Source organism: Aporhodopirellula aestuarii, assembly GCF_023701485.1.
Classification (GTDB): Bacteria; Planctomycetota; Planctomycetia; order Pirellulales; family Pirellulaceae; genus Rhodopirellula; species Rhodopirellula aestuarii.
Genome location: NZ_JAMQBK010000039.1, coordinates 242,296 through 259,798, shown reverse-complemented (window position 1 = coordinate 259,798; position 17,503 = coordinate 242,296). Strand labels below are relative to the sequence as shown.

Sequence of the window (17,503 nt, the reverse complement as noted above, 5' to 3'; positions counted from 1 at the left end):
CTCCGATCGATCGCAAACTCAAAAATCGAAACCGACCACCGGCTCCCGGAACAGAAGCGCGTTGTCCTCCGCCCCCCTAGGACCTCGTACTTTCCGGGAGCTTTTTTTATGCGCCGACAGAAACCTCTCTTGCGCCAGCTCGTGCATTGCAGCTATAAGCGAATCCACGCGCGCCCCTTTTCTGTCATCCTTCGGCGCCGATTCGATCCATCCCATTGAGCGAGACGTACGGATGCGACGCAAAACGGTCAACAGTTACGATCTTCAGGTTCGCGAACGTACGCAAACCGAACGCACCCTGCATCGTCGCGCCGATCGATCGCGACGTCGGCGGATGATCGGGGCGATGACGTTTGTCTTCATCGCATTGGCGGTTGCTGCGGCGCCGAGCCTCGTGAGTCACTCGCCGATCGGGCGATCCCTGCTGTCTCAGTCGCTTAGCCCATATGGATGGCAGGTCGATTCGGAGAGTATCCAAATCGGATGGGTGACCCCAATTCGTTTGACCGGGCTTCGCCTCGTCGGTGACCACGCCGGATCAACGATTAACATCGGCGAAGTGCAAACATCGCTCACATTGCCACAGCTCTTTTCCAGCGAACTCAAACGCGGACGTTTTGGCGAACTCGTTTTACGCGATGTCCAAATCGCATGTTCGGTCGACTCCTCGACCAGTTCGATCGAAAAAGACCTTGCCCTGTTGCTGGCCCCCGCGGACTCGCCCTCCGAGGTGACGGCGGAAGGATCCGTACAGATTCAAGGCCTGCAGGTCGATGTTACCGATGCGGTCACCCAAGCAACATGGTCACTTAAACAATCAAACGCGTCGGTCATCCTCGACGCCACGGAACTGCGTTCGAAATGGCAGGGCGTGCTCGGCCAACCGGGCGGCGGAGAAGGCTCGCTGCAGGGCGAGGTCACGGTGGGACTGCTCACCGGAGCGACCACACCAGTCAAATTGCAGATGGACGCCGATTCACTACCGCTGTCCGTCTTGACCTTGGTCGCCCGTCGGTTCCCCGAGAGCCAAGTGCCCGCTGAAATCACCGGCGACGTTTCGGGAAGCACCCTGCTCGACCTACCGGTCACGGGCAATCCGAGCATCTCACTTCGCAAGATCGAGGTGCGTGGCCTGGCGGCGTTCGACCCGAAAACGAATCAACGATTGTGGAGCAACGAACTCACCCAACTTGATGGCGATTGGATGTGGCAACCCGGCCGCATCGTGGCTCGCCAAGTGTCAGCCAAGACGGACTTCGCCACGGTTGCGATGAACGGTGAATTTTCCGACTCGCTTTCTTTGTCCGGTTCCAACTCCAACCCGCTCGCGTGGTTGGATCGAGTTGACGCGACGTTGGACATATTGATCGACTTGCCACGTCTCCACGCCGCCATGCCGAGCGTGCTGCCGATGCGGCGCAGCGCCACGTTGCACCGGGGAATCGTGCGTGCCACCATCGAACCGCTCCCAACACTCGGTTCTCGCAACTCGCGTCCGGGACAACGCCGGCGACGACTGGTCATTCACAGTGACACGATCGAAGCGACCGCCGATGGCAAACCGGTCCAGATCGCCCCCATGGACGCAACCGCGATTGTCGCCAGCGATGCGACGCAACTATCCGCTGAACAGTTTGAAATGAACAGTCCGTTCGCTCAAATCAAAGGCCACGGCGATATCGCATCGGGATCCGCGGAAGTCGACGTCAACTTTGGCAAACTCGCGAGAATGCTGCAGCCGATTTTTGAACTCGATAACCAAGACCTCCAAGGTGACGTCAGAGCCAATGTCCGCTGGGATGCGGAAGCTAACGGATTGTGGCGACTGCAAGGCAACAGCCGAATCGATAACCTCGCGATCGAACTCGCACCGGACCAACGACTCCAACAACAGCAATTAATCTCAACGCTCGACGTGGAAGGAAGATGGTCAACGACGGGCAACGGCTGGTCACTCGATGAGCTTTCACGCGGATCTCTGCGGATCCAAGGCGACGGCATGCAAACCGACGTCGACCTCGTGCAAACGGTCCGAGGACTGAATCAAAACTTGATGATCCCCGTGCGTTTGAAGGGACAAGGACGAATCGAATCCATCACGGAGATGCTGGATCCCTGGATGCCCGAAACACTCAGCGACTGCCGGGGAGGTTTTGAGTTCACCGCACGCGCGAGCGTGAACGGCGCCGGAGAAGTTTTGATGCAGGCACTCGATGGACAACTCCGTTCACTGCGTCTTCCCATCAGCGGCAACGAACTCGAACAAGAACTCGTCAAGCTGCACTTTGACGGCAATGCGTTCTGGCCTCGCCAAGAAATCATGATTCGGACGATGACCGTCACGGGAGATGCGGTTTCCGCCGCAATTCAAGGCGAGTGGATCAACAACAGAACGGACCTCGAGATCGCATGGTTGGCGGATCTCGATCGATTGCAAACAAGCTCCAACAAACGCGTCGCGTCCGATCCACAAAATCGCACCCGCACGTCTTCCATCAACCGCGGATCCGCCGGCCAAGGATCCCAGACTCGCTCCGTCGCGTTTAGCCGCAACCAATCACCGGCAGCCGCCACGCAGTGGAATGTCGCCGGGAAACTAGAAGGCAATACGATCGTCGTCGGGGACACCGCGCTGTTTCACATCGATACCAAAATCAGCGGCCGAGACGTCATGCTGAGCGAACCGCTCGCCAATGGCACGCCCGCAAACTCAACCGTCGTTTGGTCCGAACCGGCAATTCAAATCGAAGGCAGTTTTGACGTGAACCTGCCCACGATGGCAGTCAAAACCGACTCGGTCCAGATCTCGACCGATTGGTGCGGCACCACTCTCGCTGGAACGGCGTCCTGGAACAACGATGCCGTCGATCTGCAGTTGCGGGGTCCGGCTCGTTTTAAAATGGATGAGGTCGCTCGGCGTTTGACCAAGCTCTCGGGAACCACCATCGTTGCCGAAGGTCTCCATCAGACACCGCTGGAGATTCTCTACGCCCAAAACAATTCCTCCGAATACGCGTTCACCATCAAAGGCAACCTCGGCTGGGAGACCGTTGATACGGCGGGAATGCTATTCGGCCCCGCCGAGGTGCCGTTTCGGATGACCGAAAGCGTCGTCACCATCAATCCGAGCCGCATCCCAGTTCTCGGGCCGAGCCGCCTGACACCTCGCATGATTGGTCCGCAAGTCGCACCACTCAGCGACGAACCGACCAACCTCGCGACCGGCGAAATTTTGCTGGCCGGTGACGTCCATTATCGGCCGGAACTGTATATCGATGTCCGCCCCGGACCGATCGCTCGCGGAATCGCGTTGACGCCTGACATGACGGGCAAATGGCTGAAATACCTGGCCCCGATCGCGGCCGATGCCGCCCGGGTGGAAGGCACCTTTAGCGCCGATTTGCAACAGGCGGTGGTTTGGATCGACAATCCGCGACGCAGTGAAATTCGTGGCCGCCTCGACATCGAGCGGGTGCAAATGAACGCCGGTCCGCTTGCCGACCAAGTGATCGCGAGCGCTCGTCAGTTGCAGGCACTCGCCGCAATCGGGTCCGCCGCCAATCCTCCACGCACTGGCCGAACCCTGATCACGCTCCCGGCTCAATCGGTCGAGTTTCAAGTCGCCCAAGGAGTCGTCAACCACCGGGCACTGATGTTCGACATCGACCGCGCCCGCGTGGTGACAAGCGGGCAAGTCGACTTTGACGGGCGGCTCGATCTGATCGCGCAAATTCCGCTCGACGCCAAATGGCTCGGCAGCGACCTGCGCGGCCTTGCCGGTCAAACGATGACACTCCCGATCGATGGAACGCTCAGCCGGCCGAGCCTGGATTCGGCGGGGATTCGGCGGGTCGTCGCTGACTTCGGTGTCCAAGCTGCCCAGCAAGCGGCCCAAGACGCAGCTGGCAATTTTCTGCAACAACAACTCGGCCGCGGCCAACAACAACTCGAACAGGGCCTCAACAAGGGCCTCGAAAAGCTAAGATTTGACAAACTGTTTGGGAACTAGATCTCGTCGAGATCGTAGAATAGCCATAAGAGCCTGATTGCTCGGACAACGGAGCGGACGTTCGCAACAAAACCACCCCTCGGCGTCTCGAAATTTCCGTGGCAATTTGTCGTCAGGACGCGTAGCCGCGGCATCGGAATCAACCCGCCGGGGGAGTGACCGACAGCCTCGACGCCGGATCCGATATTCAAGCATCGATCCCCCGTAGTAGGCTTGAGGTTCGCAGAGCAAAATACGAATGCACGCGACACCGTGGCATCGACCTCAAAACGTGTCCGCCACCATAACATTCGCCCACTGCGATGCGTCTGCAAGTTTTACCGCCCCCACCTCGAATCGCGACTTCCCGCCGCCCATCCACCTACCTCCTCCCAGCCGAAACATCCCAATGCACTTGAAACTCGCCGCGAAGACCTTTTGGCATCGCCCATGGTTCCGCACTACGCTCGTGGTTGCCGTGATCGCGTCTTTACTCAGCATGCCGTCGATTCGCTACGCAGCCGCCTGTCCGTTTTGCAGCGCGGTCGCTCAAACGTTGCGACAGGAAATGGAAGCGATGGATGCCGTCGTGATCGCCTCGGCGATGCAGAGCGACGCGACCCGAAACGCGGACACCGGCGAGGTCGAAATGAAAATCGCCATGGTTCTTAAAGGTGAAAAACATGTCGAACCCGGCCAAACCGTGAAGGCGGTTTACTTCGGCGATATCGCCAAGGGCCGTCGCTTTCTGCTTTCCGGCGTCGACCCGAGCGACATGCAGTGGTCATGCCTCCCGCTAACGCCGCGTGCCGAACAATACGTCGTCCGCATTCCGGAACTCGCTGAAAAGGACGATGCCGATCGACTGCGTTTCTATATGGATTATCTCCAAGACGAAGACTCAATGCTGTCACGTGATGCATACGATGAATTCGCGGTCGCTCCCTACGAGGCATTGCAAAAGATCAAGTCGGAAATGGACCATGACCAACTCATCGAGTGGCTCAACGACGACACGCTCTCACCGGATCGCAAGCGTTTGTACCTGACGATGCTCGGCGTGTGCGGCAGCAAAGATGACTTGCCGATGCTCGAAGAGATGCTCATGAGTACGCAGAAGACCGCTCGCACGGGACTCGATGCCCTCATCGCTTGTTACCTGACCCTGGCCGGTGAACCCGGCCTCGATCTCGTCAACAAAGAGTTCCTGGTAAACAAACAAGCCTCCTACGCCGACACGTACGCGGCCATCATGGCGATTCGATTCCATGGAACCGAAGGCGGCGTCATCGCCAGAAGCGCCTTGGTGGAATCACTGCACTATATCCTCGATCGCGAAGACCTCGCCGATTTGGTCATCCCCGATTTGGCACGTTGGCAGGATTGGAGCCAAGTCGACAAGCTCAAAGAACTATTCCTCAACGCCGACGCCGAAAACAACTGGGTTCGCGTCCCCGTCGTTAACTATCTGCGAGCGTGCCCCAAACCCGAAGCCGCCGAGGCCATGGAAGAACTCAAGAAAGTGGACCCCGATAGCGTACGGCGGGCCAACACGTTCTTCGCAGTGCCTAAACCGGCCGCCGATACCGTGCAACCGAGCAAACAATAGGCTCGTAACCTGACGGTGACACATTCGCCGTCGCCGTCGGTTCCACACGGGCCAAATCTTTTGCTGCCGAATTTCTGTCCGATCGCGTCCTGTTTTCGTCATAGAATAAACAGCGACACGGGGTGATCTCGTGTTTGTCGTAATCGAAACTTGCGATTCCAGCACACTCGCAGCCAAAGGTGCCCCGATGCGAAACGATTTGATCTTCCCTTTGATCGGCGTGCTGATGTTCGCCGCCGCCCAACCCGCGAATTCGCAAGACTCGCCGCCGGCCATGAATGCCCGCGAGGCGACCTGGGTTTTGGCGGGAAAAATTGGCCTCGCCGCGTCCGCTTCCATTCACGACGCCGACCCGCAAGCGATTTCAAACTTGATGTCGGAATCGCAACAACTGGCCAAGTCGCTAGACATCGAATTGCCGGCGTTGCCAACCAAAAATACCGACCGCGCCGCATACGGTGCGTCCGTACTCCATTACCTGCTCAAAGACCTCGCGCCGGCAACACGTGCCCTCGGAAAAAAACATGGTGAACCGGCAGCCGCGCTCATGGAATTGGGACTGAAGTCCTACATCCTGACGACGATGTACAGCCCCGGCGACAGCCTCGGACTCACCATTGCCGGCGTCATCGAGAGTCGAGCACAACGCGCTCAATTGCCGGGCGACGTGGACGATGCGTTGATCGCTGCGATTCGCAACCAAGCGTCTTATGACGTCGTAAAAACAGAGCTCCTGACGATGCATCGCAACGTTCGCTCGTTGCTGCACGATCTCCCGCCGACGAAAAAAACGCAATCCGCGGACGGCACCGCCTCGACGACCCAACGAATCAACAACGTGCTCGACGCCGCCGGATTGAGTTCACCCGGACGGCGTACGATGCAAGACTTCATGAAACCCAAACCGATCTCCTATGAAGACAATTCGGGGTTCTTGAAACCGCAGATGCCAAAATTCATGCAGCCTAAGTCAGAAACGGAGTGAGCGTGAACGCTCTTAGTCCGCCTGTCCGCCTGAATACGATACGTCGCCCGGTGAGTGAATCACCGGGCGACGTCTTGGCTTGAGCTTCTGCGGGCAACTGTCCTAACGAGCAGACAAGTTGCTAGCGAGCGGACGAAGCACCAATGATCTCTTCGTGATCCACGAGGAACCGTTCGCAATCGAGAGCCGCCATGCAACCGGTGCCTGCCGAGGTGATCGCTTGACGGTAGTAGTCGTCGGCAACGTCGCCTGCGGCAAACACACCTTTCACGCTGGTGTTGGTCCGGAATGGACGCGTCCACTGGATATAGCCAGCTGAATTCATTTCGACCGCACCGCCGAGGAATGCCGTGTTCGGTGTATGGCCGATCGCCACAAACATGCCGCCGACGGTGAGCTCACTCGTCGAACCGTCGGCTGTACTCTTGAGACGTAGGCCAGTGACAATTTTTCCATCACCGAGCACTTCTTCGACAACGCTATTCCACTTCATCTCAATTTTTGGATGGTTCAAAGCACGGTCCTGCATCACCTTGCTCGCTCGCATCTCGTCACGCCGGACGATCAGATAAATCTTGTCTGCCCCTTTGAGGTTGGCGAGGTAGGTCGCTTCTTCGACCGCCGAGTCACCACCACCGATAACGGCGAGAGGCTTACTGCGGAAAATCGGCAACGCTCCGTCGCACACGGCACACGCGCTGACACCTTTGTTTTTGTACACTTCTTCGCTGGGCAATCCCAAGTAATTCGCGCGTGCTCCGGTCGCAATGATCACCGTCTGTGCTTGAACGGGTTCGCCCGCAGCGGGAAACAGCGTGTGGGGTGGACCTGAAAAATCAACGCGTTCGATATCGTCGCTGACGACGCGTGTTCCGAAGTTCAACGCCTGCTGTTTCATCAGCTCCATCAGCTCCGTGCCCTGAACGGCATAATGTGGCTGGTCATCTTTGGTGTGACCGGCGGGCGGCTCGGGCAAGTTGTAGTGCCGGCTCTTGTCGACAGCCGATTTCACGAATGCCTGAACGTTCCCCGCGGGGAACCCGGCATAATTTTCGACTTCGGTCGTGTAGGCGAGCTGCCCGAGGGGCATCATGTCCTGTTTGAACGTGCCCTCGTAGAGTACCGGTTCGAGGTTGGCGCGGGCGGCGTAGATCGCTGCAGACCAGCCGGCCGGCCCACTACCGATAATGATGGTTTTTTCGGGGCCGTCGCTACCGACTGGGCGGGGGGCATCTGACGTCGCAGACATAGGGATCTCGCAAGGAAGGGTGTGCTAAGTAAGAAATAATCCGATCTGGCCTGCCGATTTCTCGCGGCCGGCCCATGTTCGGGAAGATAGTTTTCGCGGCATTATACGGGCAATGACCAATTCGACGACCTACCTGCCATGGGTCAAAATCCGCTTCGCGACCCTCTCGAATCGCCGGCCCCGCTTTTTTAACCTGATCTTCACACTCCGGCGTCCTGCCTCAGACGCATAAGAACGTTGTTTTTCTGCGAATACGCGGGGAAAATGGCCAGATCGCGGTGTCAGCGAGGGTCGAACCGGACGGCGACGGAATCCATTTAGGATTCAGCTGCCGCAAGATAAACTGACGGCCAACAACTATCACAACTCAACATCCTCGACCCTCCCCATCAGGCGTGTTCCGATGAAAAACATTTTCTGGCTCGCGTGTTTCGCGGCCCTTTTCGCTGCCGGATGCAGCAGTTCCACGACGACGGATTCCGACGCCCCCGCCGCCGACGCATCCATTCCCGAATCCAACCTCGTCGGTGAAATCAAGATCGACGGCAGCAGCACGGTCCAACCGATCAGTGACGCGGTACGAGAAGAGTTCATCAAATTGCACCCGCAGGTCAACGTGATCGTCAGCGGCAACGGAACCGGAAACGGTTTCAGGAGCTTCTACGACAAAGGCACCGATGTCTCCGACGCGTCGCGGCCGATCAAAGCCGGCGAATTTGAAAAATGCCAAGCCAACGGCGTCTCGTTCATCGAACTGCCGGTCGCCTACGACGGATTGACCATCGCCGTGAACCCAGAAAATGACTGGGTCAAGGAATTGACGATTGAACAACTGACGAAGATGTTTGTTGGCGACGACGCCGCCAAGAATTGGAGCGACGTTGACCCAAGTTGGCCGAATGAACCGATCAAGATCTTCGCTCCCGGCACCGGATCGGGTACCTATGATTACTTCCACGAAGTGCTCGCCAAGGCAAACGACAGCGAACTCCGCGGTGATATGACCCTCAACGAAAATGACAACATTTTGGTGCAAGGTGTCGCCGGCAATAAGTACTCCATCGGCTTCTTCGGCGTTGCTTACTATGCTGCCAACAAAGACCGGTTGCGTGCCGTGCCGATCGTCAACCCGAAAGACAACACCGCCTACGAACCTTCGGTCGAAAACATCTCGTCGAACAAATACGCTCCCTTTAGCCGCCCGCTGTTTATCTACGTCAACTCCGAATCGCTCAACCGTGCGGAAGTTCAAACGTTTGTCGAATTTTACATCGAAAACGTTTCCGATCTGTGCGAAGCTGCCAACTCGGTTCGCTTGCCACAAGAGATCATCGACCATGCTCAACAAAACCTCGACGCCCGCGAACTCGGCACGCACTTCGTCACCGAAGACGGTGAGAGCCGCGAAGGGGCGTTCGCCGAGTTGTTCCAGAATGAGAACTTAGTGAAGTGAGTCGACCTGCAGCTCTCGAAAATCGACAATTCCGATCGACCGGTGCGGGCGTATTGCAAGAGCGACTGATGGTCGCCGTACTCGCGATGTGCGCCCTGGCCACGGTCGGAATCACGGTTGGCATCATCGTGATGTTGGTTGGACAAAGCTGGAACTTCTTCAACAGTGAACACGTCTCGTTTAAAGAGTTCTTTACCGGGACCGAATGGACCGCTCTACAGAGCAAGAACATCGACGATGCCAAGTTTGGCATTTTGCCCTTATTGTCGGGCACGTTTCGCGTCACCGCGATTGCAATGTTGATCGCCTTGCCCAGCGGTCTGATCACCGCCGTCTACCTTAGTGAATTCGCTTCCAAGAAGGTTCGTGCGGTCCTCAAACCGACCCTCGAGGTCATCGCGGGAATCCCAACGGTGGTGTTGGGATATTTCGCCGTGCTGGTCATCGGACCTTCGCTGCAATGGTTGACCGACGGCGGGTTCGATGCGTTCAACGCGACCAGTGCGGGGATCGCGGTCGGCATTCTGTGCCTGCCGATGGTTTGCAGTTTGTCCGAAGACGCCCTGCACGCCGTTCCGCGAGCCCTACGCGAAGGCGCCTACGGACTCGGCTGCACGCCATTTGAAACTTCCGTCAAAGTGGTCATCCCGGCAGCTCTCTCGGGAATCGTTTCCGCGTTCTTACTCGCCTTCAGTCGCGCCGTCGGCGAAACGATGGTCGTGGCCCTCGCCGCCGGAACACAGGCCACGTACACGATGGACCCGCGGACACAGTCACAAACCATGACTGGTTTTATCGTCGAAATGATCAAGAGCGAAAACGAATACGGAACGGTTCAATACTTCAGCCTGTATGGAGTGGCGATTGCCCTGTTTGTCATTACGTTCGGAATGACGCTAATCGGACAATTGGTGCGGCGGCGTTATCGAGAGTCTTACTCATGATCCGCAGGAAAACAGCACAATGAGTATCGATTCAATCTCACAGGACGCGCCGCAAGACCCCGGTGTTCAGCGACCAATCCCCGAAGCGATCCGGCAAGGCGCATCAGCGACCGCGGAATCAACCCTTAATTCACGACATCGCAAACGCGTTAGCAAAGCCTTTTATGGGTTATGTGTCGCGATTTCACTTTTGAGCGTCCTCGTGTTGGTGGTGCTGTTGATCTCCATCGCGGTCCAGGGACATTCGCGACTCACGCCGACGCTGCTTACGGGGTCACACAGCACTTCCGAGCCCGCGAGTTCGGGAATGTATCCGGCGATCATCGGTTCGCTCGCGATTTGCTTCGTCTGTGCCCTTTCCGCCTTGCCACTGGGCATCGGGACAGCGATTTTTCTCGAAGAATTCCAACCCACCAACATCTGGCTGCGACGACTCCACGGGTTCATCAACCTCAACATCTCGAACCTCGCTGGCGTGCCGTCGATCGTTTACGGATTGTTGGGACTGAGCCTCTTCGTGTTCATGTTCAACGCGTTCGGCCAGATCAAAGTGAATGAGTCCAGCGGCACTGAGATCATGGGTGTCGAGCGGTACTACCAAGTCCTCACGCTGGCCGGCGGTGGCGATTCGGTACTGATTCCGCAATCCGATCTGTCACAGCCGACCATCACGATCACCGAACCCATGCCGGCGGTGGATCGTCAGGGCAATACCTTTCAACTCGAGGTTTGGGATCCGAAATCGGAAACCCCCAAGCCATCGGATCCGGCAATCCGCCACCGCACCGTGCGGTTAGGGCAGGGCGGCGGAGCCTACGCCAAAACGTCCTGGTACTATTTCCGACTGCCGTTCGGCCGAAGCTTCCTCGCCGCGGGTTTGACGTTGTCGCTGGTGATTTTGCCCATCGTGATCATCGCCTCCCAAGAATCGCTCCGCAGCGTTTCGCCTTCGCTCCGGGAAGCCTCCTACGGGCTCGGTGCAACCAAGTGGCAAACCGTTCGCAATGTTTCATTGCCGGCAGCCATTCCGGGAATCATGACCGGAGCGATTTTGGCCATGGGGCGGGCCATCGGCGAAGCAGCCCCGATCCTCGTGGTCCTGGGTGCCACGGTAGCTAAAAACTCCGGTCCGCAAAACTTAATGGACACGGTTGTCACCATGCCGGTACTTATTTTCCACTGGGCGGGAGACCCTCAGTTCACCTACCAACAACTCGCCGCCGCCGCCATCATCGTTCTGTTGCTGATCCTGCTGCTCATGAACTCCGTGGCGATCTACTTGCGTCAAAAGATGAGAATTGAGTGATCGGTCTCGTCCATTCCGATTTACCCCTCCCGGGAAAAGAGAACACCCCGCACGTATTTTGCCCCGCGACGCCCAGGTGTTTCATAAAGGGCCCCCACTGATTCGCCGATTTGATACCATTACAATGACTCTCCACAACAATCATTCGGCCACGATCCCCGAACATACGCGGCCTATCAAGCTGCCGAGCGACATGCCTCAATCCGCTAGCGTCACGAGCGATCCGACGAGCAACCCATCAAACGCCCCTCAATTGGCGGATGAAACTTGCATCGAAATCGCCAATTTCAATGCGTGGTACGGGTCGTTTCAGGCAATTGACGACCTCACCCTGAAGATCCCTCGAAATCAAGTCACCGCGTTTATCGGACCGAGTGGATGCGGTAAGAGCACGTTGCTGAGGTGGATTAACCGCATGAACGACATCGTGCCAACCGCTCACAGCAAAGGCACATTGCGGATTCACGACCTCGACGTACTCAGCCCTTCGACCGACGTCGTTCATTTGAGACGGCAAGTCGGCATGGTTTTTCAGAAACCCAACCCATTCCCGAAATCCATCTACGAAAATGTCGCCTTCGGTCCTCGACTGCACCTCAAATTGCGACGAGGCGAACTCGACGAACTGGTCGAATGGTCGCTGCGCAAAGCTGCGGTTTGGGATGAGGTCAAAGATCGACTTCATGCACCCGCACTCGGATTGTCCGGTGGCCAACAACAACGCTTGTGTATCGCTCGCGCGATCGCGGTTGGTCCGGAAATCTTGTTGATGGACGAACCGTGCAGCGCATTGGATCCAGCCAGCACTCTTGCGATTGAAGATCTTCTTTATGAATTGCGTGAGCAGTACACCATCGTGATGGTGACTCACAACATGCAACAGGCGAGTCGGTGTAGCAATCGAACAGCGTTCTTCTTTGAAGGCCGGCTCGTGGAATCGGGGCCTACCGACGACGTCTTTACCAAACCACAGCAGAAACGAACGGACGACTATGTCCGCGGCCGTTTCGGCTAAGCATTCATTTTCGACCTATCGCTTCCACACACATTCTGTTTTTCATCGACTGACCTTTATGAGCAAGCATCTCGATCGCGCGATGACGCAACTACGATCCGACCTCGTCGAACAATTTGGCGTTGTCGAGCAGATGATCGGTTTGTCGGTTCGGTCGCTTGTCGAACGCCGTCCTGAATTGGCTCATACGGTGATCAACACCGACGATCAAGTCGATGCTCAAGAAATTCGGATCGAAGAAGACTGCCTCAAACTACTGGCGCTCCACCAACCAGTTGCCGAAGACCTCCGGTGGTTGATCACCGTGGTGAAAATCAACGGCGACCTCGAACGGATGGCCGACTTGGCGTGCAACATTGCCGACCGCAGCGTCTCATTGGATTACTACCCACTATTTCGCGTTCCTGACGACCTCACCAAAATGGTCGGTGCGGTCATCGACATGGTCCGATCGGCACTCGATTCGTTTCTCGAACACGATCCCGAATTGGCTCGGCGTGTTATCAAAAAGGACGACGAAGTCGATTTCCTGAATGTCGAAATGATCCGGGAACTCGAAGGAAAGATGCGGGAAGATCCCGAGTTGGTGGAACCGGGGTTGCACTGCTTCAGCGCCACCCGACACCTCGAGCGGATCGCGGACATGGCCACTCACGTCGCCGAGGAAACGATCTACCTAGTCAGCGGTGACATTGTTCGCCACGGGCGCGGAAGTGAAGTTTCGAGCGACGGGGCGTCCTGAATCGGCGTACCCCTACGTTGCTGATTCCCGACCTTTACGCACGACCAGCACGCTGCAATGAACATGATGCAATACGTAGCGAGACGTGCTGCCGAGCAGCATGCGTGAAATCAGCCCTCGACCGCTGTCTCCGACGACGACGAGATCACTCTTGATCTCGTCGGCATACTGAACCAAACCGTAACCGACGTGCTCGACCTCGATACTGGCACCGCTCGCGTTGGCGCCACACGTGTTCAAACGCGCCGCAGCGGCATCGGCACACCGCCTCGCCTCTGCGCGTCGCCGGGCGCCCTCTTCCATTGTCGTCGCTAAGATATCCTCGCGAAACACTTCGAGCTTCACCGACGCGGTTACCGTGGTCAGTTGGAGTTCCTTTGTCCACGCGAAGCGGCATAACTGTCCCATCATCGCGTCGGAAACGCCTCGTTCATCGACCGCGATCATGCCACGACGCAGACGCGGCGGCAGAGATTGATCGACCGGTTTGTCACCCTCGGGGACCTCTTGCCGCACGACCAAAACACTGCATGTCGCGTGCGTGGAGACATAATCACTAACGCTACCCAACAACACACGCTCAAACGCAGAATGGCCCTTCGCAGCGACCACCACGAGATCAAACTTTTCATCCCTGGCACGTTCCACGATACAGTGACCGATGTGCCCCATCATTTGATGAGTCGTCACCTCAGCGTCCATTCCTTGTATCGCCCGCTGACTGGCCGTTGTCGCTTGTCTGGCGATCTCTTCTTGATGTTCAATAAATTGTGGATACCACAATTCACTCTGGGCGCTGAGCACAACTTCGGGCGGATTCACCACCGTCAAAATTTCCACTTGCAACGGATGCGGCAACGGGAACGCGGTCAAATATTTACACGCATGTAACGCGTGAACAGATCCATCCACTGCGAGCAGAACTTTCATCATCGATTCCTTAAACACGTGTGTTTCGTTGAGACAACACCCTCGTTGTTTATTTTAACAGAACGGTCAACGACGCGGTGACGTCAGCGTGATAGTCGTATTGTCGCATCGTCGCCGCCGGTCGATCACCCATTTTAGTGGCAACGACACAGAATGTATTTAACGACACGGATCGCGTGTATCGATGCGATGCGATCAGTTTGCCTCTGACCGTCCGTGAGTGTTCTCAGGCTGTGTTTCAATTTCGAGCACCTCGAAATCAACGTCGTCGAGCGGCGAAACCACCGATGTCGTTGCTTCCGATGTGCCGGTTGCAGGTGATCGGTCCGACAACGGCTCGACCACCGACACGGGCACCTCGATCGCATTCGTGTCCGTCCGCACTCTCGCCCGCTCGGCTTCGATTTCGTCCGGGTGCGCCGCTCGCACTTGCAGCTTTCCCCCATAAACCCGCACCACCATTACCCGTGATTGCGCATCGATCGGCAACCCCGTACTGACGGCATCGGTTTTATGCCCATCAACTTTGACCTGCCCGCTGGGTAAAAGATTGGAGACCGCGATCCCAACCCGACCCACGAGTTCATCGAGCGGTGTGCCGTCAAGCGTGGTCGGGGGTGGCAGAGTTGTGTCGGATTGAAGCGTGTCGCGGTTGAGCATCTTTCGCCCGATCCGCGTCTTCGGCCACAATCGAATGATCACCACAAACAGGACCGGTGTGGTGATCAGATAGATCAACAACAGCGTCATCCCCATCGAAACGCTGTATGTGGTTCCGATGATGATTGACGTGACGGCGACCACCGCCGCAGCCAAACCGAGGATTCCGCCGCTGGGTATGAGAACCTCGGCCGCTACGAGTGCATAGAACGCAATCAGCAACGCAATCGCATAGAAGGCAGGCATTACTCGTCCACCGCTTCGACCACGATCCGATTTCCGTGTACGGCAACGACTCGTACCGATTGCCCCGGATCGATCGCTGATCCGTCACTGACCACAGCGACCAACTGTTCCCCGAAACGAGCTTTCCCTGACGGACGCAATCGCGTGGCGGCAACTCCCGTTTGGCCGTCCAAATGATCGTAATCGGCGACACGTTCGAGTCGATCGATATCGGTTGGCGGATCGTCCATCGCCAAACCCGCAACGCTAGCCGCCTGAGGCAAAAAAGCTCGCATCACCAAGAACCCGATGACCAATCCCCCCATCCCGCCGATCGCCATCCAAACACCTTGAGCCAACTCGTTGACTTGGTAGCTATTGCGAGGGATCACAAAAGTTTGACTCATCAACACGACGCCCAACACCGTCAGCACGAGGCCCCCGATCCCAAATACGCCGAAGCCAGGCAGCACAAAGATTTCGATCGCCAGACAAGCGATCCCTAATCCGAACGCGAGCAATTCGGCCCACTCGGCAGTTCCGGCCAAGAATTTCGTCCAGAAAAAGAACGCGAAACAAAGCATCGCGATAAACCCGGGCAGGCCCAAACCGGGTGCACTTGCTTCGGTCGATAACATCATGAACCCCAGCAATAACAGCCCGAACGCCAGCCCGTCGTTACGACCGAGACGTTCAACCCAGCGAACCAGACCGCGATCGGAAAGCTGCTCGGGCACGTCGGTTAATCCGACGCGTTTTGCGACCGCTTGCAACGAGTCCACCGTTTCGTCGACCAACCCCAACTCAGTCGCAGCTTGCGCCGACAGGCCTTCTTCCAGCTCGATCCGCTCTTCTCGTTTCCATTCCGACGCATCGCCGTCCTGCATTTCCGCTGCCAACTCGCTTGGCACGGCATAACGAATTCGGCCCGTACGACGATTTGAATAACGATGAACCGTGAGACTAGGATCGAGCAATCCACGCATCAACGTTTCACTGCGTCCCGTGGCCGCCGAAATCAACGCGATCAGTTCACGTTGGTTGCGCACATCCTCGGGACCGATCGCATCGGCGCCGCTACCACCGAGCGTCGCGTCCTTGTGCATCGCCAATGGTCGGCACGCCAACGCGAGCAAGGTCGCGTCGCCTCGGGCTTCTCGCGAAACGTAACCGCCCACGCTGCGGATGGACGGTCCCGGGTCCGCTAAGAATGCAGCCATCGAGGCGCTGCCGGCGAGATACCCGCCAGGTGAATCGATCTCGACAAGCCAAGTGTTCGTTTCTCCTGACTCGATCGTCGCTGACAAGTTGGTTTGCCATCGACGGACGCGATCACGACGAACCGGCCCGTTGATCCGCAACAGCACACCAACCGCTTCGCTAGCCGCATCGACTGACTCGCTCCGCAGTCTGGCGAGCCCGAGCCGATCGGCGACATCGTCTTGCGAATCGACGATTGCCGTCGCCGCACGCAACTCTCGCAAACGATCCGCGTTCAGCACCAACGGCTGGCCGGCATCCGACCAGATCGTTTCTTCAACGATCAAACCGTCGCGACGCAGAGTCTCGAGTTCCTCACCACTGGCAAAACGCGTCGGTCCTTCGGCGCCCCTGACCCTTGCGATCGCAATATCGGGATTGGCCAGAGCGGCCACCATCTCCGGCGCCAGTAAGCTCCGACGTTTGGCGATCGACTGATAGATCAACTCGGTCGTTTCGTCACCCGACGTCTCTCCATACGTGGCGTCGCCGATCGATCCCGATGGGGATACTAGAATCGACTCACTGGCGAGCACCAATAACACGTCGCTGCCGCGAACCGGGGCGTCAATCCATGCCACCGGTCGAATCCGCTTGAGATCACCGCCCGAGATCGCGCGGGCAAGCTTCAAGGAATCCTCCAACGAGGTAGCGTTTTGCTGCCCAACGCGTCCACTGGCGTCACCGGCGTCCTCTCCGCTGCCACTGTCGACCTCGGATTGACGAAAATGCAGTACCACGCTCACCCGTCGCCCGCTCGCATTTTCGGCATCTGGCGAAGACTGACGAACGGCCAACGAAAGACGCGTCAATTGCGAAAGGATCCGTTCAACATCACGCGACGTGAGCGGACGAGGGACTTCGATCAAAAAACCGTCAACCGGTTCCTCCGACGCCGTCACTGCGGTTGACTGGGCTCCCCCGACCGACGCGTCCAACAATCCCCATCCGCCCAGAACGCCAGCACAGATCGCGATCAGCATCGCCAAAACGGTGCCGCGATTGCGTCCGCCGGAAGCGTAAACGCGAGAGTGACAAACAGCAGATTCGAGGGAGATTTCGGTCATGCTCGCATTATAGGCGTGATGGCGATGGGGGACATGGTCGCCCGTTCGCCAATTCAGACCAACCGCGCGG

Annotated in this window: 12 protein-coding genes; 8 read left to right on the top strand and 4 right to left on the bottom strand. The window is 57.4% G+C overall.

Annotation, left to right across the window (positions count from 1 at the left end):
- Positions 1–232 precede the first annotated feature (232 nt).
- The 3 genes from NB063_RS15255 (at position 233) to NB063_RS15245 (ending at position 6,582) form a co-directional block, all read left to right on the top strand.
- On the top strand, positions 233–4,009 hold the full coding sequence (locus NB063_RS15255) for an AsmA family protein (protein WP_250929593.1): 3,777 nt from the start codon (positions 233–235) through the stop codon (positions 4,007–4,009).
- A 388-nt stretch (positions 4,010–4,397) separates the two neighbouring features.
- A complete protein-coding gene (locus NB063_RS15250; RefSeq protein ID WP_250929592.1) occupies positions 4,398–5,597 on the top strand; it encodes a hypothetical protein in 1,200 nt (399 codons plus the stop codon).
- A gap of 187 nt (positions 5,598–5,784) precedes the next feature.
- Positions 5,785–6,582, top strand: a complete 798-nt coding sequence (locus tag NB063_RS15245) for a hypothetical protein (protein ID WP_250929591.1) — start codon at positions 5,785–5,787, stop codon at positions 6,580–6,582.
- A 121-nt stretch (positions 6,583–6,703) separates the two neighbouring features.
- Here the strand turns inward: NB063_RS15245 and NB063_RS15240 are convergent, their stop codons facing one another.
- Entirely contained in the window at positions 6,704–7,831 is a 1,128-nt protein-coding gene (locus tag NB063_RS15240) for an FAD-dependent oxidoreductase (RefSeq protein ID WP_250929590.1), read from the bottom strand.
- 403 nt (positions 7,832–8,234) lie between these two features.
- On the opposite strand from NB063_RS15240, the gene NB063_RS15235 reads away from it, so the two are divergent.
- The 5 genes from NB063_RS15235 to phoU all read left to right on the top strand — a co-directional run bounded on the left by NB063_RS15235 (position 8,235) and on the right by phoU (position 13,291).
- Positions 8,235–9,284, top strand: coding sequence for a PstS family phosphate ABC transporter substrate-binding protein (locus NB063_RS15235; protein WP_250929589.1), 1,050 nt, complete (start codon positions 8,235–8,237; stop codon positions 9,282–9,284).
- On the top strand, positions 9,281–10,228 hold the full coding sequence (pstC, locus tag NB063_RS15230) for a phosphate ABC transporter permease subunit PstC (RefSeq protein WP_250929588.1): 948 nt from the start codon (positions 9,281–9,283) through the stop codon (positions 10,226–10,228). Before NB063_RS15235 ends, pstC begins: the two co-directional genes overlap by 4 nt.
- A gap of 19 nt (positions 10,229–10,247) precedes the next feature.
- Complete coding sequence (locus NB063_RS15225) at positions 10,248–11,534, top strand: PstA family ABC transporter permease (RefSeq protein ID WP_250929587.1); 1,287 nt, start codon at positions 10,248–10,250, stop codon at positions 11,532–11,534.
- A 193-nt stretch (positions 11,535–11,727) separates the two neighbouring features.
- Positions 11,728–12,549 carry a phosphate ABC transporter ATP-binding protein PstB gene (gene pstB / locus NB063_RS15220; protein WP_407652644.1) on the top strand — a complete coding sequence of 274 codons (822 nt, stop codon included), beginning with the start codon at positions 11,728–11,730 and terminating at the stop codon, positions 12,547–12,549.
- Positions 12,550–12,607: 58 nt separating this feature from the next.
- A complete protein-coding gene (phoU, locus tag NB063_RS15215) occupies positions 12,608–13,291 on the top strand; it encodes a phosphate signaling complex protein PhoU (RefSeq protein WP_250929585.1) in 684 nt (227 codons plus the stop codon).
- A gap of 12 nt (positions 13,292–13,303) precedes the next feature.
- On the opposite strand, the gene NB063_RS15210 is transcribed toward phoU, so the two are convergent.
- The 3 genes from NB063_RS15210 to NB063_RS15200 all read right to left on the bottom strand — a co-directional run bounded on the left by NB063_RS15210 (position 13,304) and on the right by NB063_RS15200 (position 17,433).
- On the bottom strand, positions 13,304–14,221 hold the full coding sequence (locus tag NB063_RS15210; RefSeq protein WP_250929584.1) for a universal stress protein: 918 nt from the start codon (positions 14,219–14,221) through the stop codon (positions 13,304–13,306).
- 195 nt (positions 14,222–14,416) lie between these two features.
- Positions 14,417–15,127, bottom strand: coding sequence for an NfeD family protein (locus NB063_RS15205; RefSeq protein WP_250929583.1), 711 nt, complete (start codon positions 15,125–15,127; stop codon positions 14,417–14,419).
- Positions 15,127–17,433: an NfeD family protein gene (locus NB063_RS15200; protein WP_250929582.1), complete on the bottom strand. Its 2,307-nt coding sequence runs from the start codon at positions 17,431–17,433 to the stop codon at positions 15,127–15,129. The genes NB063_RS15205 and NB063_RS15200 overlap by 1 nt, the downstream gene beginning before the upstream one ends.
- Positions 17,434–17,503: the final 70 nt, after the last annotated feature.